General features: G+C 58.5%; 14 protein-coding genes, 3 pseudogenes and 1 other annotated feature. Of the genes and pseudogenes, 7 read left to right on the top strand and 10 right to left on the bottom strand.

Going from position 1 to position 15606, the window contains the following annotated elements; all coding sequences use genetic code 11:
* The 8 genes and pseudogenes from QSK43_RS26605 to QSK43_RS26570 form a co-directional block, all read right to left on the bottom strand.
* Window positions 1-158 (bottom strand): annotated as a pseudogene (locus QSK43_RS26605) (MFS transporter); the annotation flags it as partial.
* 142 nt (window positions 159-300) lie between these two features.
* On the bottom strand, window positions 301-1185 hold the full coding sequence (locus QSK43_RS26600; protein ID WP_332305968.1) for a MurR/RpiR family transcriptional regulator: 885 nt from the start codon (window positions 1183-1185) through the stop codon (window positions 301-303).
* Window positions 1186-1233: 48 nt separating this feature from the next.
* Window positions 1234-1911: an aspartate/glutamate racemase family protein gene (locus tag QSK43_RS26595; RefSeq protein WP_332305967.1), complete on the bottom strand. Its 678-nt coding sequence runs from the start codon at window positions 1909-1911 to the stop codon at window positions 1234-1236.
* A 72-nt stretch (window positions 1912-1983) separates the two neighbouring features.
* A complete protein-coding gene (locus QSK43_RS26590) occupies window positions 1984-2949 on the bottom strand; it encodes an ABC transporter ATP-binding protein (protein ID WP_407691572.1) in 966 nt (321 codons plus the stop codon).
* A gap of 2 nt (window positions 2950-2951) precedes the next feature.
* Window positions 2952-4013, bottom strand: coding sequence for an ABC transporter ATP-binding protein (locus QSK43_RS26585; protein WP_332305966.1), 1062 nt, complete (start codon window positions 4011-4013; stop codon window positions 2952-2954).
* Entirely contained in the window at window positions 4010-4900 is an 891-nt protein-coding gene (locus QSK43_RS26580; RefSeq protein WP_045023319.1) for an ABC transporter permease, read from the bottom strand. Before QSK43_RS26580 ends, QSK43_RS26585 begins: the two co-directional genes overlap by 4 nt.
* 2 nt (window positions 4901-4902) lie before the next feature.
* The gene (locus QSK43_RS26575) at window positions 4903-5856 is read right to left on the bottom strand and encodes an ABC transporter permease (RefSeq protein ID WP_045023608.1); all 954 of its coding nucleotides are present in this window, start codon (window positions 5854-5856) and stop codon (window positions 4903-4905) included.
* A 72-nt stretch (window positions 5857-5928) separates the two neighbouring features.
* Window positions 5929-7545 carry an ABC transporter substrate-binding protein gene (locus QSK43_RS26570; protein ID WP_442967891.1) on the bottom strand — a complete coding sequence of 539 codons (1617 nt, stop codon included), beginning with the start codon at window positions 7543-7545 and terminating at the stop codon, window positions 5929-5931.
* A 335-nt stretch (window positions 7546-7880) separates the two neighbouring features.
* On the opposite strand from QSK43_RS26570, the gene QSK43_RS26565 reads away from it, so the two are divergent.
* On the top strand, window positions 7881-8273 hold the full coding sequence (locus tag QSK43_RS26565; protein ID WP_332305965.1) for a GFA family protein: 393 nt from the start codon (window positions 7881-7883) through the stop codon (window positions 8271-8273).
* 160 nt (window positions 8274-8433) lie between these two features.
* Here the strand turns inward: QSK43_RS26565 and QSK43_RS26560 are convergent, their stop codons facing one another.
* Window positions 8434-9372, bottom strand: a complete 939-nt coding sequence (locus QSK43_RS26560) for an AraC family transcriptional regulator (RefSeq protein WP_045023314.1) — start codon at window positions 9370-9372, stop codon at window positions 8434-8436.
* 135 nt (window positions 9373-9507) lie between these two features.
* On the opposite strand from QSK43_RS26560, the gene QSK43_RS26555 reads away from it, so the two are divergent.
* From QSK43_RS26555 to QSK43_RS26530, 6 genes and pseudogenes are all read left to right on the top strand, one after another.
* Complete coding sequence (locus QSK43_RS26555) at window positions 9508-10758, top strand: ABC transporter substrate-binding protein (protein WP_332305964.1); 1251 nt, start codon at window positions 9508-9510, stop codon at window positions 10756-10758.
* 66 nt (window positions 10759-10824) lie between these two features.
* Window positions 10825-11688 carry a carbohydrate ABC transporter permease gene (locus tag QSK43_RS26550; protein WP_332305963.1) on the top strand — a complete coding sequence of 288 codons (864 nt, stop codon included), beginning with the start codon at window positions 10825-10827 and terminating at the stop codon, window positions 11686-11688.
* Window positions 11685-12503 (top strand): carbohydrate ABC transporter permease, encoded by an 819-nt coding sequence (locus QSK43_RS26545; protein WP_045023308.1) that lies wholly within the window; start codon window positions 11685-11687, stop codon window positions 12501-12503. Before QSK43_RS26550 ends, QSK43_RS26545 begins: the two co-directional genes overlap by 4 nt.
* 7 nt (window positions 12504-12510) lie before the next feature.
* Window positions 12511-13557, top strand: a complete 1047-nt coding sequence (locus tag QSK43_RS26540; RefSeq protein ID WP_332305962.1) for an NAD(P)-dependent alcohol dehydrogenase — start codon at window positions 12511-12513, stop codon at window positions 13555-13557.
* Window positions 13557-14606 (top strand): ABC transporter ATP-binding protein, encoded by a 1050-nt coding sequence (locus QSK43_RS26535; RefSeq protein ID WP_332305961.1) that lies wholly within the window; start codon window positions 13557-13559, stop codon window positions 14604-14606. The genes QSK43_RS26540 and QSK43_RS26535 overlap by 1 nt, the downstream gene beginning before the upstream one ends.
* Window positions 14607-14665: 59 nt before the next feature.
* A pseudogene (locus tag QSK43_RS26530) lies at window positions 14666-14821 on the top strand (ATP-binding protein); the annotation flags it as partial.
* On the opposite strand, the pseudogene QSK43_RS26525 reads toward QSK43_RS26530, so the two are convergent.
* Window positions 14811-15521 (bottom strand): annotated as a pseudogene (locus QSK43_RS26525) (IS3 family transposase); the annotation flags it as partial. The pseudogenes QSK43_RS26530 and QSK43_RS26525 overlap by 11 nt on opposite strands.
* Window positions 15203-15309, bottom strand: a sequence feature (AL1L pseudoknot). (Overlaps the previous pseudogene by 107 nt.)
* Window positions 15522-15606 lie beyond the last annotated feature (85 nt).

Genomic DNA, 15606 nt, shown 5'->3' with positions numbered 1-15606 from the left:
GTCAAAAGGCCCGCCGGAAGGAACTCGGCGGATACGAGCGCGAAACTTGTGGCTGCCATTGAAAGAACTGCAAACCATGTCGCTGCGGTCCACGCTGGCTGCTCGGCAATTTCCGCAGCAATTTCTGTCCCATCAAACTGTGATGTGGTGTCCGTCATCGGGGTCTCTCCTTGAGTTGGGACAAACTTACCCGAATTCCCCAGGATGATCTGTATCTAAAAATCCAAAATCCATTACAATTCGTCCGAAATTTGTGCGATGCACAACGCGACGGCGGAATTTCGTTGAAGAGGTCGAATTTCACAATTCGTCCAGTGTCTCGTTGAGTAGCTCGATGCTGCGAAGGCGGGTGCGTCCCTCCGTCCCCGCCTTTTCCAGGCAGCGGGTGATGAGAAGATGGCAAAGGGCCATCACCGCCGTATGATTGAAAAGCGGCCCTGGCGCCAGCGTCTGGCACTGAAAATGCCACGCCGCATTTGTTTCGAAGGGCGCGCCCTCGTCGGTCACGTAAAGAAGCTGTGCCTTCGACCGTCGGACCTGCTCGATGATCGCATCGGATTGGGTGGTTCTGCGACGCAGGCCGAAGAAAACCACGACATCATTTCCAGCGATGCTGACCAGATGTTCGCCCATGGTCTGCCCGGCGCCCGGAATGACGGCAATGTTTTCGATGACCTGTGTGAGCTGCCATTGCAGATAGGCTGCAAAGGGATGGCTGCTACGGAAGCCGATCACCCAGACCTTGCGCGCATGTAACATTGCGTCGACGGCGCCATCGATCTGGCTTTCCGAAATTCCGAGAAATGTGGCTTCGAGATTGGCGACGGCCTGTGCGACATGAGCCTTGATCGATTGTTCGGCGCCAATATCGGCAGCACTCGCCAGGAAGAGCCGCGAACCGGTCTGCTTTTCCGCCCGTGCGTGGCGTCTGGCCTCTTCGTAATTGTCGTAGCCAAGCCGCTTGATGAACCGTGTTACCGTTGCCTTGGAAACATGTGCCAGCGCTGCAAGCTCCTGTGCTGAATAGCTGGCCAGTTCACCGGGGAAATCGCAGACGAACTCTCCAATCCGCTTTTCTGCGGGATGAAGATCCGGCAGGGCCTGCCTGACGCGGAACAGAAACGATCGCTCCTTGGGCACGTAATACTCCGTCAAAATCTCGACAAGGTGACCTTCAGTCGTCATGGCGCGGCTTGCAACAGGAAAAGCAATGACTGCACTGCCGGATATCCGTCACCGTTGCGCGGTCGATGTGCGGCTTTCGGTTTCCATTGTCCGGACGAGCCACTCTACCGCCGAGCGGATTGGTGCAATGATCGGCGCCGACAGGATGCGCTGCAACTCATCAGCCGCTTGTCCCAACGGCCCACCACCGATGATAACAACCTCGGCGCCATCCTCTTCAAAACACTTCCGGGCAGCGATCTCCAGCGCCAACAGCAACGCTGCGGGGTCTGCGGCAAGGCGCAGCGGATCTTCCTCGGTCAATCGTGTGCCGGTGAAAAGTGGCGCGACACCGAGTGTTCGCGCCTTTGCAGCAAAACTCTCCACAAGATCGGGGGTCACGGTGGCAATCCCGAAACGACGGCCACCGGCGGCGGCTTCCATCATGCTGGCCTGGCAGATACCGGTTGAGGGGAGGCCGGTTTCAGCAGCGAGGCGTTCCAGCCCCGGATCGCCGAAGGCGCAGACAATCAGGCCGTCGCTCCGGCAAGCCAGCTCGCGGCCCATCTCTACAACGCCGTCAGCGGCAGCGGCCAGCTCGGTGTCGTTGAGGATCATAGGTACGCCACACCCCGCCGTCAGCCCCTCAATCACAAAGCCGTCCGGGAGGTAACTACGGGCGATAGCTGTCATCATCGTCGTCGTGTGCCGCGAGGTATTCGGGTTGATCAGGCCTATGTGTTTCATGATTTTCGGGACCCTGCGCTGAGGCCCCCGCCTTGTCTGGTTGTATCAGCCGTCGCCATCATTCGCCGGCGTTCAATTCGAAACGAGGCACGCGACACCCGCCCCGCCGGAAAACCGCACGAGTGGCGGTACCTGCATACGGCAGAGATCGGTGACATGGGCACATCGTGGCGCGAAGGCGCAGCCTGGTGGCATTGCCGCCAGATCCGGAGGTGCGCCGGGGATGGTGATCAGCCGGTCGCGTCCTGTGGCCAGTTCGACGCGCGCACCAAGCAAGCCTTTGGTGTAGGGGTGACGCGGATTGCGGATGATGTCGCCAGCAAGCCCCTCCTCCACGATACGGCCCGCATACATGACCGCGATACGGTCCGCCACCTCGGCCGCCACCCCGATATCGTGGGTAACGAATATGACCGACAGACCATATTCCCGTTGCAACTCGCGAATGAGCAGCAATATCTGGATCTGGACCGTCGCATCGAGCGCTGTCGTCGGCTCGTCAGCCAGCAGAACCTTGGGGTTGCAGGCAAGCGCCATTGCGATCATGGCGCGTTGAAGCATGCCGCCCGACATTTCATGAGGGTAGTTGGCAAGGCGCCGCTCCGGTGATGGAATACGGACCTTCTGGAACAACGCGAGCGCCCGCTCGGCAGCCACTGAACGTGACACCTTTTCGTGGCGCATGATGGTTTCGCCAATCTGGCTGCCCACGGTGTAGACCGGATCGAGCGCCAGACGCGGCTCCTGAAACACCATGGAAACGACAGCGCCTCTCAGATCCGCAAGCGCGCGAGACGAAAGCCCTGCCACGTCGCGGCCGTCGACAGTCATGGCGCCTTCGATCAGCGTCCCCTTGGGGTGGAGCCGCAGCAGCGAACGCATCGTCACGCTCTTGCCGGATCCGGATTCGCCAAGCAGCGCGACCACCTCGCCGGGCTTCACCGCCAGGCTGACGCCGTTGACGGCCTTTACCGCCTTGCTCCCGCGCCGAAACGTAACGGAGAGGTCCTGGATATCGATCATGGCACCGGTCTGCATGGTCATGCCTCCATCATTGCCGGGGCTCGGCTGTGGCCGGAACCGGGCACAGCCATCAGACAGGCCGCCGCCTGATCCTCGGAAATTCTTTTAAGCGGCGGCGGCGTGAGGTGGCAAACATCCTCCGCGAAACCGCAACGGGTATGGAAACGGCAACCGGACGGCGGATCGATCGGGTTGGGCGGATCACCGGTCAAAGGCGGAACTTCGGTTCGTTCGGCCGGGTCCATCTTCGGCATGGAGGCGAGGAGCGCCGCCGAATAAGGGTGGCCCGTATTGCCGTATATTGCCTCGCGGCTCCCGATTTCCGCTACCTTGCCGAGATACATGACCATAACCCTGTCGCACATGAAGCGTACGACGTTGAGATCATGTGAGATGAACAGATAGGTCAGGCCAAAATCGCGTTTGAGGTCGAGAAGCAGGTTCAGCACCTGTGCCTCCACCGATTTGTCGAGAGCCGAGACTGCCTCGTCCAGAATGACGAGTCGCGGCTCAAGCGCCAGAGCGCGGGCAATATTGACACGTTGCCGCTGACCGCCGGAAAGCTCGTGAGGATAGCGGCCTGCAAAACGTACCGGCTCAAGGCCGACGCGGTGAAGCAGATCGTGAGCCGTGGCAATGGCCTTTGTCGCTGGCGTCCCGTGAACCCTCGGAGCAAAGGCGATGGACTCCTCGATTGTCAGCCTCGGATTGAGCGACGCGTAACTGTCCTGAAAAACCATCTGTACCTGCCGACGATAGGCTGAAAGCGGCAAAGCACCTCCAACCGTTTCTCCGTCGAACAGGATTTCGCCCTGGTCGGGCGCGATCAACTGCATGAGAAGTCGGGCCGTTGTCGACTTGCCGCAGCCGCTTTCGCCGACAACGCCCAGCGTCTCACCCTTGAGGATGTCGAAGTCCACGCCATCCACCGCGCGCACCACCTTCTTCGGTTTGAGAAAGCCGCTGCCCTTGACGGGAAAATGCTTGAGAAGCCCACGAACAGAAACCAGTGGCTGGGCAGGACCACCCCTTTCACCGACAGGCAGTTCGAAAGCCGGTTTTCCAACGATGCTCATCATGACTTCACGTCCATGGCTGTGCGCAGCCCGTCTGAAAAAAGATTGAAGCAGATCGAGGTGATGAAGATCATCACGCCGGGAAGCGCCGCAACGAAGGGATTGGTATAAATCGCCGTGCGCAACGTATTGAGCATCAACCCCCACTCCGCATCGGGCGGGCGTACACCAAGCCCCAGGAATGAGAGGCCGGATGCGAGGATCATCGATACCGAAATCAGGCTCGTGGCGAAGACAAAAACCGGTCCGAGGACGTTTCCAAGAATGTGGACGCGTATGATGGTGAAGGCTGGGGCACCGGATGCGCGTGCCGCATCGACGTAGTCCAGCCTGCGCACCTGTGTTGTCACGCTTTCGGCGACCCGGGCGATCTGCGGAATGAACACAATCGTTAAAGACACCAGCGCGTTTGTGAGACCTGACCCCAGCGCACCCGACAGCGCAACTGCAAGCAACACCGAGGGAAAGGCATAAAACACATCGACCGTGCGCATGATCAGCGTATTGGTCAGGCCTCCGATATAACCTGCGATGATGCCGATCGCCGAGCCGATAAGAAACGCGACGGGGACTGGCACGACGCCCATGACAAGCGACAGGCGCGCGCCATGGATCAAACGCGAAAGCATGTCGCGGCCCAGCTCATCGGTGCCGAGAATGTACCCCTCCGTTCCGACAGGCTTGAGGCGGCGGATTATGCTGCCCTTCGCTGCGTCATAGGGAGCGATATAAGGGGCAAAAATGGCGATCAGAACCAGAAGAAGAAGAATCCCCAGCGCCGTCATCGCAACGGGATCACGACAGAGGCGCCTCAAAACGCCGCTCCAGAAGCCGGGCGACCTGGCGATTTTCTCGACTGGAATTTCGGATACTGCGGTGATGGAAACCATGCTCAGCTCCTCTGGATGCGGGGATCGATGGCGCTCTGCAGCACGTCGACCAGGAGATTGAGGACCACGAAAAACATCGCGAGCACGAGGATTGTGCCTTGCAGGATCGGCAGATCACGGGTGAAGATTGCGCCGTTGAGAAGAAAACCGGTGCCGGGCCAGGAAAACACCGTCTCAATCAGGATTGAGCCGCCAAGAAGGTATCCGAGTTGCAGACCCATGACCGAAAGTGCGGTGGGCGCGGCGTTGCGCACCACATGGCGCAAAATCTGACCTCGCATCAATCCCTTTGCAGCAAGCGCCTGGGTGAAATCCTGGGCGAGAATATCTGCGACCAGAGAGCGGATGGTGCGGGCGATGATGCCCATCGGAATGACCGACATGGTGACTGCCGGCAGAATGAGATACTGGAGATATTCCCAGTGGAAGCTGCGACCGGATGAGCCGCCCGGTCCGCCACCCATCGCCGGCAACCAGCCGAGCGTGACGGAGAAGGCGATGACCAGCACCATGCCAAGCCAGTAATGCGGCACGCTGACCCCGAGCATGGCGATCCCCGATGACAGGCGGTCGACCCATCCGCCACGGAAGACACCGGCCAGAAAGCCGAGCGTCGCCCCGCCGAGGAAGCCGATGACAGCTGCCGACAGGGCAAGAATGATCGAATTGACTGACGCATCGATGATATCGGCAAGTACCGGACGTCCGGTAGCAATGGACGTGCCGAGGTCTCCCTGCAAGGCATGCCAAACCCAAAGTGCATATTGGACAGGCAAAGGACGATCCAGGCCGTAGAACGAACGCATCTGCGCCTGCATTTCCGCAGAGGCGTCCGAGGGCAGGATCGCGGCAAGCGGGTCACCGGGTGCGATGTGGATCAGCATGAAGCAGACGATGCTCACGCCGATCGTGACGGGAATGACATGCAACAGTCGTTTTAATGCGTAGAGCAGCATGATGTCCTCGTAAGGCAGATCGGGCATCGGAAATGGCAGGGCGGGCTCGTTTCCCGCCCTGCCGCTGCAAAATCACGGGTCGATGGAAATCGTGGAGAAGTCCTGGAACCAGTTCTGTGCCTGAACGAAGCCCTTTACCTTGGTGGACATGGCGCGCGGATTGACGTCGTGCGTCACCATCAGGAACAGCGCGTCATCGACATATTTCTCGTGGATCTTCTGGAGGACCTTATCCTGCTCGGCTGCGTCGAAGGTGTTGCGCACCTGACTGAACAGGGCATCCATTTCCGGATCACAATAAAAGCCCCAGTTGGTACCGTTTGGCGGCGCCAGATTGCACTGCGACTGACGGATCAATGCTGTGAAAGGGTCCTGGATGAAATAGCTGTAGTTGACGGCCGTGGCGCCCTTGGCACTCGGATCCTTGGCACCGGCGCGCCAGATGTTGATGACCGTGTTCCAGTCCGCGACCTCATATTCGACATTGATGCCGATTTCCGACAGGGTCTGCTGGATGTATTCGTTCATGGCGAGCGGCAACATCTGCCCCGAACCTGAGGAGGAGATGACGACCTTGGTGTTGATAGGTTTGTCCGGGCCGTAACCGGCTTCCGCCATCAGCTTCTTGGCTTCCTCCACATTGTATTCAAGCTTGAATGTCGGCTTGCCGAACCATTGATGGCCAGGTGGCAGATATCCCTGCGCTGGAACGGAGAGACCACCAAGCAGTTCATTGAGGCCCTCGCGGTCAACGGCAAGGTTTGCAGCCTTGCGAACGCGGATATCATTCCAGGGCGAGCCTTCGACGCGTGACAGGTGCCAAGTCCAGTTGTGCGGATAGGAATTGGTGACGATGCTGAAGCCGGCGCCTTTCAACGATTTGACCGAATCCGGCGCGGGCGCCTCAATCCAGTCGACTTGGCCCGAGCGCAGGGCAGCCACGCGGGTGTTGGGCTCGGGAAGCGGGACAAGAACCAGCTTGTCGAGCTTCGGCACGCGCGCCTTATCCCAATAATCCTTGTTTGGGGTGAGTTCAGCGCGCTCACGCGGCGTGAAACCACTTTCCATTTTCCACGGCCCCGTACCGGAAGGCTTCTGGGCGACGGCTTCCCAGCTCTTTCCCTGCGCCTCCCAGTTTGCCGGTGAGGACATGAGAACCCAGCTCAACTGGTATGGAAGCGTTGCATCAGGGCTTTTGGTGACGATTTCAACTGTCAGCGGATCGATGACTCTGTAGGAGGCAACGGCTGGAATACGCGACTTGCCCTGCGCCGACTGGCGCTTGTCGAACTGCGGCGCATCCGCAACCAGCAGCTTGTCAAGATTCCAGACCACTGCGGCGGCATCGAACGTGCTGCCGTCATGGAACTTTACTCCATCACGCAGCTTGAACGTCCATTTTGTCTTGTCTGCGGGATCAACCTGCCAGGAGGTTGCGAGCGCCGGGATCAGTGCAGATGGCTTTTCTGCGCTTGAGAGATCCCATTCGATGAGCGCGTTATAGAGCGTATAGCCCATGAAACGTTGGCCTTCGCCGCCCTGATCGGTTTGGCCGGTGGTGAGCGGTATGTCGGAAGCGGTCATGCCGATACGCAGCGTCCCGGCCGCGCTGGCTCCAGACGCATGCCCAACCATCAGCGAAACTATGGCGGCACCCGCCAGCGCTGCCGTCCGCAGGCCTTTTCGCATAGAAGGCGTCTTACCGGATGTCTGCATCATGCTGTTCCCTCTTTTTGTCTGCCACCGGATCCCTGCCCAGCAAACAAGAGGATGCAGATTTCATGCCAGTTTCTGTGAAACTATAATTTCACTTTGTTTATCAATAAAATAGGCCATATTTTAACCCGAATACGACTAGCGACAGAACCAGCGGCGTGTTGAATTTCTGAGCTGTTCCACATGCACATGCTGAAAATACTGCATGCTGACAGCAAAAAACGCCCACCGTAATGGGCTTTCGGTCATAGACCATCTACCCTCTTCAGGTAACAAATTGGATTGGTGTCGTGGAGGAGTGACGCGTAATGAGACTAAAAGGAGAGTGTTTTTGCGGGGCCGTGAAATATCTGGTCGAGGACGCTTTTGTGTACTCCGCTAACTGCCATTGTTCCGGTTGTCGGCGCGCGACCGGTTCCCCCTTCAAGGCTTTTGCGGGGATTCCCCGCGAAAAGCTGGCCGTAATGACCGGCGGGTCCAGCCTGCTGATCTATGGCAGCCCGGAAAATCACGATGCTCATTGCAGCGTTTGCGGATCGCTTCTTTATTCCCTGGTTCGGGAGGCGGCCTGGATACATGTTGCCATGGGTACGTTGGTAGACGTTCCATCTATCCGTCCAACGCATCATATCTTCGTCAAGTCCAAGGCAGCATGGTATGAAATCACCGATGACCTGCCACAATATGAGGAGCACAAGTAGCCTGATCGGCCAGTTTGGCCGGAGCGATCAGGCATGGATTTAAGCACAAATGGTGCTAGAAATGCAGTAACTTGCAAGAACTGGATATGCTCCTTGATAAGGCGTGTCGCAAGAAACAGCTGCAACCCTGGGATCGATCATTTCGCGGCGCGACCACCCTTTAAGTGGTCTTAACCGGGGCTCCTCTGATGACGGACTTGGCTCTTATGCGAGCGGCTTTTCGGTAAGCCCGGGGAGTAAGTCCCATTTCCATCCGGAAATAGCGATTGAAGTTCGACAGATTGTTGAATCCTGCCTCGAAACAGATATCGGTAATCGATATCTCGGTCTCCGCGAGCAGGGTTCTTGCTCGCCAGACGCGGACGGATCGGCTGTAGTCAGAGAAGTTCATCCCGGTTAGACGTCGAAAGGCGCGGGAGAAGGCGGACGGCTCGAAACCAACCAGCGCAGCCACTTCGTGCATCTGCGCACCAGGATCGGATTGCAGGATCTGGATCGCCTGATCGATCCGGCGGTGCCTGCGGTCCGACACCTGGTTGTAGACCGATATGAAGTGTTCGCTGGCGAGCAGCCTCTTTTCGGTAGCCGCTTCAATTGCCTCCAGTATCTCCAGAAACAGCCCTAGCCCACCGCGGTGTCCCACAGCGTGAAGCTCGAGAATCTTCTCTCCAATCGCGCGCGCGTCTGGGCCCAGAACCTCGATCCCCCGTTGGGCCAGAGGCTTCAGCCGGTGGAGCACTTCAAACTCGGGGCATACCGCGCGAACACCGATCAGGGCATCCGCGTCGAATTGCAGGACCATGTCGCGGCCTGGCAAAGCCGGTGCACCGGGCGTGATCCAGTTGTGGGGCAGATTTGTTCCAGTGAGCACCAGATGCCCCGGCCGAAAGGGGCCGATATAGTCCCCCACATAAGCAAATCCAGTAGCGTCGGGGATGAAGTGAATCTCCCACTCGGGATGATAGTTCCAGATGCAGATCGGATTGGGATAATCATCCCTCCGGACCAGATAGGAAGCGCCTCCGGGTAGCACGATCTGCTCGCGCGTGGCGGTGAAGGTCTCAGAGACTGTTTGAGGAAAGTCTGATGCAATAGGCATTGAATTACTCATGTTACAGCGCACAAATGTCAATATAATACCAGTTCTGTGACGGAGGCAAACTAGTACGCGCCCGTCGCTTGCGCAAATGTGTGAACGTCGATGGCAAGGGAGTTGCCATTCAGGGAGGACATCATGACACTCAACGCTCTCCGCGCCGGCTGCGCGGTTATCGCCATATTTGCCGCATCCAGCGCTTTTGCCGCCGTACAATGCACCAGTGACGTGCGTGTCCTGGCGCAGCCGCGCGACGGACTGACCCTTCTCGAAGAATATGTCGATGAGTTCGAAGAACTCTCAGGTGCAGGCTTCGAGATCAGCTATCTCAACGAGAATGATCGCCGCGCGAAGTCGCAGGCGGACGCCTCGACGGTCGGAAGCTTCAACGTGTACTACGTTGATGAAGCCAATCTGGCGCTTTTTGCCTCCTCTGGCTGGATCGTCCCGCTTGAGGGCTTCTACCCGTCCGAGTACGACTACAAGGACTTCGACGCTGGTATGCGCGCCGCTGCGACCTATGATGGCAAGCCGTGGTTTGCACCAGTACAGGGCGGTGGCGACCTGATGGTCTATCGCACCGACCTCCTGGAAAAGGCAGGCATCGCGCCGCCAAAGACCTGGGACGAATATTTCGCCGCAGTGCAGAAGCTGCATGATCCGGCCAATGGTGTCTACGGCACAGCGCTTCGCGGACAGCGCGGTTCAGGCGCCAATGTCTGGCGCTGGATGCCCTTCTTCAAAGCAAACGGTGGTGAGTGGTTCAAGGACGGCAAGCCGGCCTTCAATTCGGATGCTGCAGTAAAGGCGACCGAGACCTATCTCGAACTCTTCAAATATTCGGCGCCGGGCACGCAGACCGGCTCCTGGGACGAGTCCACCGGTGCCTTCCGCTCCGGCAAGGTGGCGATCATCATCGAATCCGCACCCCTTGGCGGCATGTCCGTCGATAAGGCGCAGAGCCAGGTCGCGGACAAGGTTGCCTTCTCTGTTCCGCCGTCACCGCTGCCTGGGGCCGGTTACGCCCATGGCTTTGCTATAGCGGCGAAGGCCAATAAGACTGATGAGGAAAAGGCCTGTGCTGGTCTCTTTGTTGCCTGGGCAACGTCCAAGGAACAGGAAGCCCGTCGGCTCGCCGCCGGCCAACCGGGCGAGTTGACCCGCACCAGCACTTACCAGAGCCCGGAATACGCCAAGACCTTCGGCCAGAACCTTGCCGACGCCATGGCTGCGACTGGTGAAAAGACCACCGTCACCTTCTGGCAGGATCCGCGCTGGCAGGAATTGGGCAACCAGTGGGGCATCATGCTGGAAGAGCTGATCACCGGTAGCCGCACCGACATCAAGGCGACGCTGAACGAACTCGAAGCCTTTGCAGCCAAACTCTGACGCCTCCCAAGCCGTCTGACGGGCGCGTCTGATGACGCGCCCCTTTCCCCAATCCGAGGATCTGCCATGCGCCGCGGCCGCTCGCTGCCTTACGTCTTTCTTGGACCCACTCTGGGTGTCCTGATCGTTCTCGCGCTCGTGCCGACGATCTACGCTATCAATATCTCTCTGCAGAACCGGACCCTTTCGGCACCCGATGCAGACTATGTCTGGTTTGCCAATTATCTGACGCTGTTTTCGGATGCCCGGTTCCTGAATGCGCTCTGGGTATCGTTCAAGTGGGAGGTCATCAGCGTCTCGTTGACCATGGTGACAGGGCTTGCGCTCGGGATTGCCATGTTCGAGGCAGCAAGCTCCCGCATGCGCAACGTTCTCTGCGTGCTCTTCATCATTCCCGTTCTCTTGCCACGCGTTTGCGCCGCTTTTGTTTGGAAGTTCGCCTTTCATCCGCTCTACGGCGCCCTGACCTGGCCGGTCAGGGAGCTCACCGGCATCACGCCCGACATTCTGTCGACGCCCCTCGGCGCCCTCCTTGCTGTTGCTTTTGTTGATGTCTGGCAATGGGGTTTGTTCTTTTCAGTGATCATCTTGAAGCTTCTCGAATCCTTGCCGCCTCAGCCGCTGGAAGCCGCACGGATAGATCGGGCGACCCGCTTCGAAATCCATCGTTTCGTAACCCTGCCGATGCTGAAAGCACCCTTGATCAGTCTGCTGCTCGTCAAAGCGATTGAGAGTCTGCGCTCCTTCGACCTTGTTTACGTCATGACGCGCGGCGGTCCCGGCATCTCTACCGAGACTCTTGACATGTATGCCTATTCCCAAGGCTTCATCGAAGCCGGCAAGATCTCCTACGCATCCTCCATGGCCGTCATCATGATGGTCCTGACCATCGTCACCTTTACCTTCACCTGGAAGAGGCTGAACCGATGAAGATCTCCACCTTTCTGCTCAAGCTTTTGTTGGTTCTTGCCGCCGCACTTGTCGTGCTGCCGCTGCTGTGGACCCTGCTCAACGCCTTCAAGACCAATGCCGACCTGCTGGTCTCAACGCCGAAGCTCATCTTCCAGCCCGTCTTCGACAATATGAGTTATGTGCTCAATCGCCGCTCGGTCGCGCGCGCACTTACGAATTCGTTGATCATCTGCTCGAGTGCGGTCGTGCTTGGCGCCGTGCTCGGTGTACCGGCGGCCTATGTGATTGCCCGGTTTAAGAACAGGATCACGGCGGAGGCGCAGTTCTTCGTTCTGTCGCTGCGCTTCCTGCCGCCTGTCGCGATTGCTATTCCCATGCTGGTCATCTGGCTCGGCCTTGATCTGTACGACACCCGTCTTTCCCTGATCGTGACCTATCTCATCGTGACAGCCTCGATCACCATCTGGCTTTCCGTGCCGGCTTTCGAGCGTGTCAGCCTGCACGTTGAGGAAGCTGCCCGGGTGGATGGACTTGGCCCTTATGCGACCTTCTTCCGCATCGCCTTGCCGATTGCTCGTTTCCAGGTCTTCGGCGCCATCGCCTTCTCCTTCGTCCTTGTCTGGAACGAGTTCCTGCTTGCCATGATGCTCACGACCTCGAAGGCAAAGACCCTGCCGATCATCGCGTCCGAGATGTCGCAGCTCGGCATGAACGTGCCCTGGGGTATTCTGAACGCCGCCGTCGTCCTGTTGTCGCTGCCACCGCTGATCCTGCTCGGGGTGCTTGCCGGTGGCCTCAACGCCGCATTTTCCAAGAAAACTGATCAAGGTTGACTGACCCATGAAAGCACTTGTCCTCGAACATGTCGGCGAACTTTCCCTGCGCGATATCGAAATTCCTCAGGAGTTGGGGCCGGATGACGTTCGCATTCGTATCCACACCGTTGGCGTCTGCGGCAGCGACGTGCACTATTACACCCATGGTCGCATCGGTGACTTCGTCGTCAATGAACCCATGGTTCTCGGCCACGAGGCAGCCGGAACCGTCACCGAGACCGGCGCCAACGTCACCCATCTGAAGCCCGGCGATCGCGTCTGCATGGAACCAGGCATCCCCGATCCGAAATCGCGTGCCTCGCGGCTCGGCCTCTATAACGTTGATCCTGCCGTAACATTCTGGGCGACGCCGCCGGTCCACGGCGTGTTGTGCCCTGAGACAGTTCATCCGGCAAGCTTCACATACAAGCTGCCTGACAACGTCTCCTTTGCCGAAGGCGCGATGGTTGAACCATTTGCCGTGGGCATGCAGGCTGCTGCCCGGGCGAAGATCACGCCTGGCGATACGGCGGTTGTTACCGGCTGCGGAACGATCGGCATTATGGTGGCACTGGCCGCCCTTGCTGGCGGCTGCTCGCGCGTGCTGATCTCCGACATTTCCGCAACGAAGCTTAAACTAGCTGAAAGCTATGGCGGCATCACTGGTATCAACCTCAAGCAGGTCGATCTCATTGAGACCGTCAACGAGGCAACAGATGGCTGGGGAGCCGATATCGTCTTTGAATGCTCCGGCGCACCGGCCGCGGTCCGTGATCTCTTCAAGGTCGTGCGCCCGGGCGGAACGGTCGTTATCGTCGGCCTGCCGCCGGAACCCGTTGCAGTAGACCTCGCGGCGGCCTGCTTCCGCGAATGCCGTATTGAAACGGTTTTCCGCTACGCCAATGTGTTCGACCGTGCACTGGCGCTGATCGCCGCAGGTAAGGTCAACCTCAAGCCATTGGTTTCCGGCACCTATACCTTTGATCAATCGATCGATGCCTTCGAAAGAGCGGCCGAAGGCCGACCAGAGGACGTGAAGCTGCAGATCGTCGTGGACGGGGAGACGAATTGATGGCCACTGTTGAGTGCCGGGGGATCCGGAAAGTCTATGGTTCGCTTGAGGTCATGCGGGATTTTGACCTGAAGATCGATAACCACGAATTCGTCGTCTTTCTCGGCCCGTCAGGCTGCGGAAAATCCACCATGCTGCGGATGATTGCCGGGCTTGAAGAGATTTCAGCCGGGGATCTGCTCATCGGTGGCGAGCGGATGAACGATCGCGATCCGGGTGACCGGGGCATCGCCATGGTGTTCCAGAACTACGCGCTTTATCCCCATATGAGTGTGCGGGACAATATCACCTTCGGTCTCGAGAGGGCGGGGATAGGCAAAGCCGCGATCGATCAGCGCCTGGCCCCCGTGGTCGACGCGCTTGGTCTGGGCGTCTATCTTGCGCGCAAGCCGACGGAACTGTCGGGCGGACAGCAGCAGCGTGTGGCCATCGCCCGCGCCATGATCAAGACCCCGGAGGTCTTCCTCTTCGACGAACCGCTTTCCAACCTTGATGCCAAGCTGCGCGGCAGTCTCCGGGTCGAGATCGCGCGGCTCCACCGCGACCTGAAAACGACAAGCATATATGTCACCCACGACCAGCTCGAAGCCATGACCCTCGCCGACCGCATTGTCCTGATGAAAGATGGCCGTATTGAACAGATGGGCACGCCCGAAGAAATTTATCAGGCTCCTCGGACAGTGTTCGCGGCCGGCTTCATTGGCACACCGAACATGAACTTCCTTCAATTGCAGATGACACAGGAGTGGCTCGGCGACAATCTTGTCAGGTTTACAGCTCCGGCAGGCCTCCGCTCCGGTGAGGTCACCGTTGGAATTCGGCCCGGATCATTTCGCATAAATCAAGATGCTCACGCCTTTCGCGGGACCGTCGAGCGGAACGAGTTCCACGGTGAGACACGTCTGATCTGCCTGAAAAACGAACGCCACGAGATCAATATTTCCGTTCCTGCGGAAATAAGACCCGCCATCGGCGAGGTACTCGGTGTTGAAGTGGCCTCGTCCGACCTTCACGTGTTTGATCCCGGTACGGGACTGAGGTTGATTTAGGCCCACTCAAGTTGGATCTGTAATGGCGTCGCGCAAACCAACGGAAAGTTACAGTCTAACTGGCTTTCGGCGAGCGGCCGGCCATATTCAGTGATAGCAAGATGGCCGACGCTCTGCTCGACAGGCTGACCCACTATTGCGAGATCATAGAAACCGGTAACGAATCCTGGTGCGTCAAAAACCGCTCCGAAGCGCCTGATCGAGAGCATCGATGACGAAGGCCACGTAGACGAAGCCCTGCCAGATCGCCACATAGGTGAAATCCGAAAGCCACAACATGTTTGGCGCTGGAGCAAAGAAGTGCCGGTTCATTCGGTCGAGTGGGTATGGGGCAGCCTTGTCGCTGATCGTCGTGCAGATCGGTTTGCCGCGAATGATGCCCTGCAGCCCCATTGCCTTCATAAGCCGAGCGACTGTGCAGCGGGCGATGTGGTAACCCTCCCGCAGAGATTGTCGCCAGACCTTGCGCGCACCATAGACTTGGAAGTTCGCGTTGAGGACCCGGCGTATCTCGACCTTCATGGCAATGCCGCTTCGGGTGGGCCGACAGACGGTCCACGTCGTTGCGCTTGGCGATGACCTCATAATAAGGTGGACGGGGCAATCGGCAGATCGGCTCGACCCCGAGCACCGAGCGGTGTGCATCAATGAAGGAAATCATCGCTTCAGTGGGCGGTCGAGTTACGCCATCGCAAAATATGTAGAAGCCTTGCGCAAAATTTCATTGGCCTGACGAAGCTCGCGGTTCTCCCGCTCCAGAGCCTTCATCTTCTCCGCGACGTCACGCGGCAAAGCTGCACGCTTGCCGCCGTTCACTTCGGCCTTCTTGACCCACTCATTAAGCGTATGCGCCGAGCAGTGGATTTTGGCGACCTTCAACAGTCCCAGGCCCGGGCGTATTTTTGTTTGGACTATTGTGGTGTTGGAAACACAAAAGCCGCCCCTGAGGGCGGCGTTTGTTAGATCTTTTTTAATTTGGTTGCGGGGGCAGGATTTGAAC

This window comes from Rhizobium sp. GR12 (genome assembly GCF_036596185.1).
Lineage (GTDB): Bacteria > Pseudomonadota > Alphaproteobacteria > Rhizobiales > Rhizobiaceae > Agrobacterium > Agrobacterium nepotum.
Note: the sequence above shows the minus strand (reverse complement) of the source record. Positions and strands in the feature narration are given on the sequence as shown.

Excerpts from the sequence above, each read along its gene's own strand:
- QSK43_RS26570 (WP_442967891.1), bottom strand. The coding sequence starts at position 7,545 with ATGCGAAAAGGCCTGCGGACGGCAGCGCTGGCGGGTGCCGCCATAGTT.
- QSK43_RS26575 (WP_045023608.1), bottom strand. The coding sequence starts at position 5,856 with ATGCTGCTCTACGCATTAAAACGACTGTTGCATGTCATTCCCGTCACG.
- QSK43_RS26535 (WP_332305961.1), top strand. The coding sequence starts at position 13,557 with ATGGCCACTGTTGAGTGCCGGGGGATCCGGAAAGTCTATGGTTCGCTT.
- QSK43_RS26595 (WP_332305967.1), bottom strand. The coding sequence starts at position 1,911 with ATGAAACACATAGGCCTGATCAACCCGAATACCTCGCGGCACACGACG.
- QSK43_RS26600 (WP_332305968.1), bottom strand. The coding sequence starts at position 1,185 with ATGACGACTGAAGGTCACCTTGTCGAGATTTTGACGGAGTATTACGTG.
- QSK43_RS26585 (WP_332305966.1), bottom strand. The coding sequence starts at position 4,013 with ATGATGAGCATCGTTGGAAAACCGGCTTTCGAACTGCCTGTCGGTGAA.
- QSK43_RS26550 (WP_332305963.1), top strand. The coding sequence starts at position 10,825 with ATGCGCCGCGGCCGCTCGCTGCCTTACGTCTTTCTTGGACCCACTCTG.
- QSK43_RS26580 (WP_045023319.1), bottom strand. The coding sequence starts at position 4,900 with ATGGTTTCCATCACCGCAGTATCCGAAATTCCAGTCGAGAAAATCGCC.
- QSK43_RS26540 (WP_332305962.1), top strand. The coding sequence starts at position 12,511 with ATGAAAGCACTTGTCCTCGAACATGTCGGCGAACTTTCCCTGCGCGAT.
- QSK43_RS26565 (WP_332305965.1), top strand. The coding sequence starts at position 7,881 with ATGAGACTAAAAGGAGAGTGTTTTTGCGGGGCCGTGAAATATCTGGTC.
- QSK43_RS26545 (WP_045023308.1), top strand. The coding sequence starts at position 11,685 with ATGAAGATCTCCACCTTTCTGCTCAAGCTTTTGTTGGTTCTTGCCGCC.
- QSK43_RS26560 (WP_045023314.1), bottom strand. The coding sequence starts at position 9,372 with ATGCCTATTGCATCAGACTTTCCTCAAACAGTCTCTGAGACCTTCACC.
- QSK43_RS26555 (WP_332305964.1), top strand. The coding sequence starts at position 9,508 with ATGACACTCAACGCTCTCCGCGCCGGCTGCGCGGTTATCGCCATATTT.
- QSK43_RS26590 (WP_407691572.1), bottom strand. The coding sequence starts at position 2,949 with ATGCAGACCGGTGCCATGATCGATATCCAGGACCTCTCCGTTACGTTT.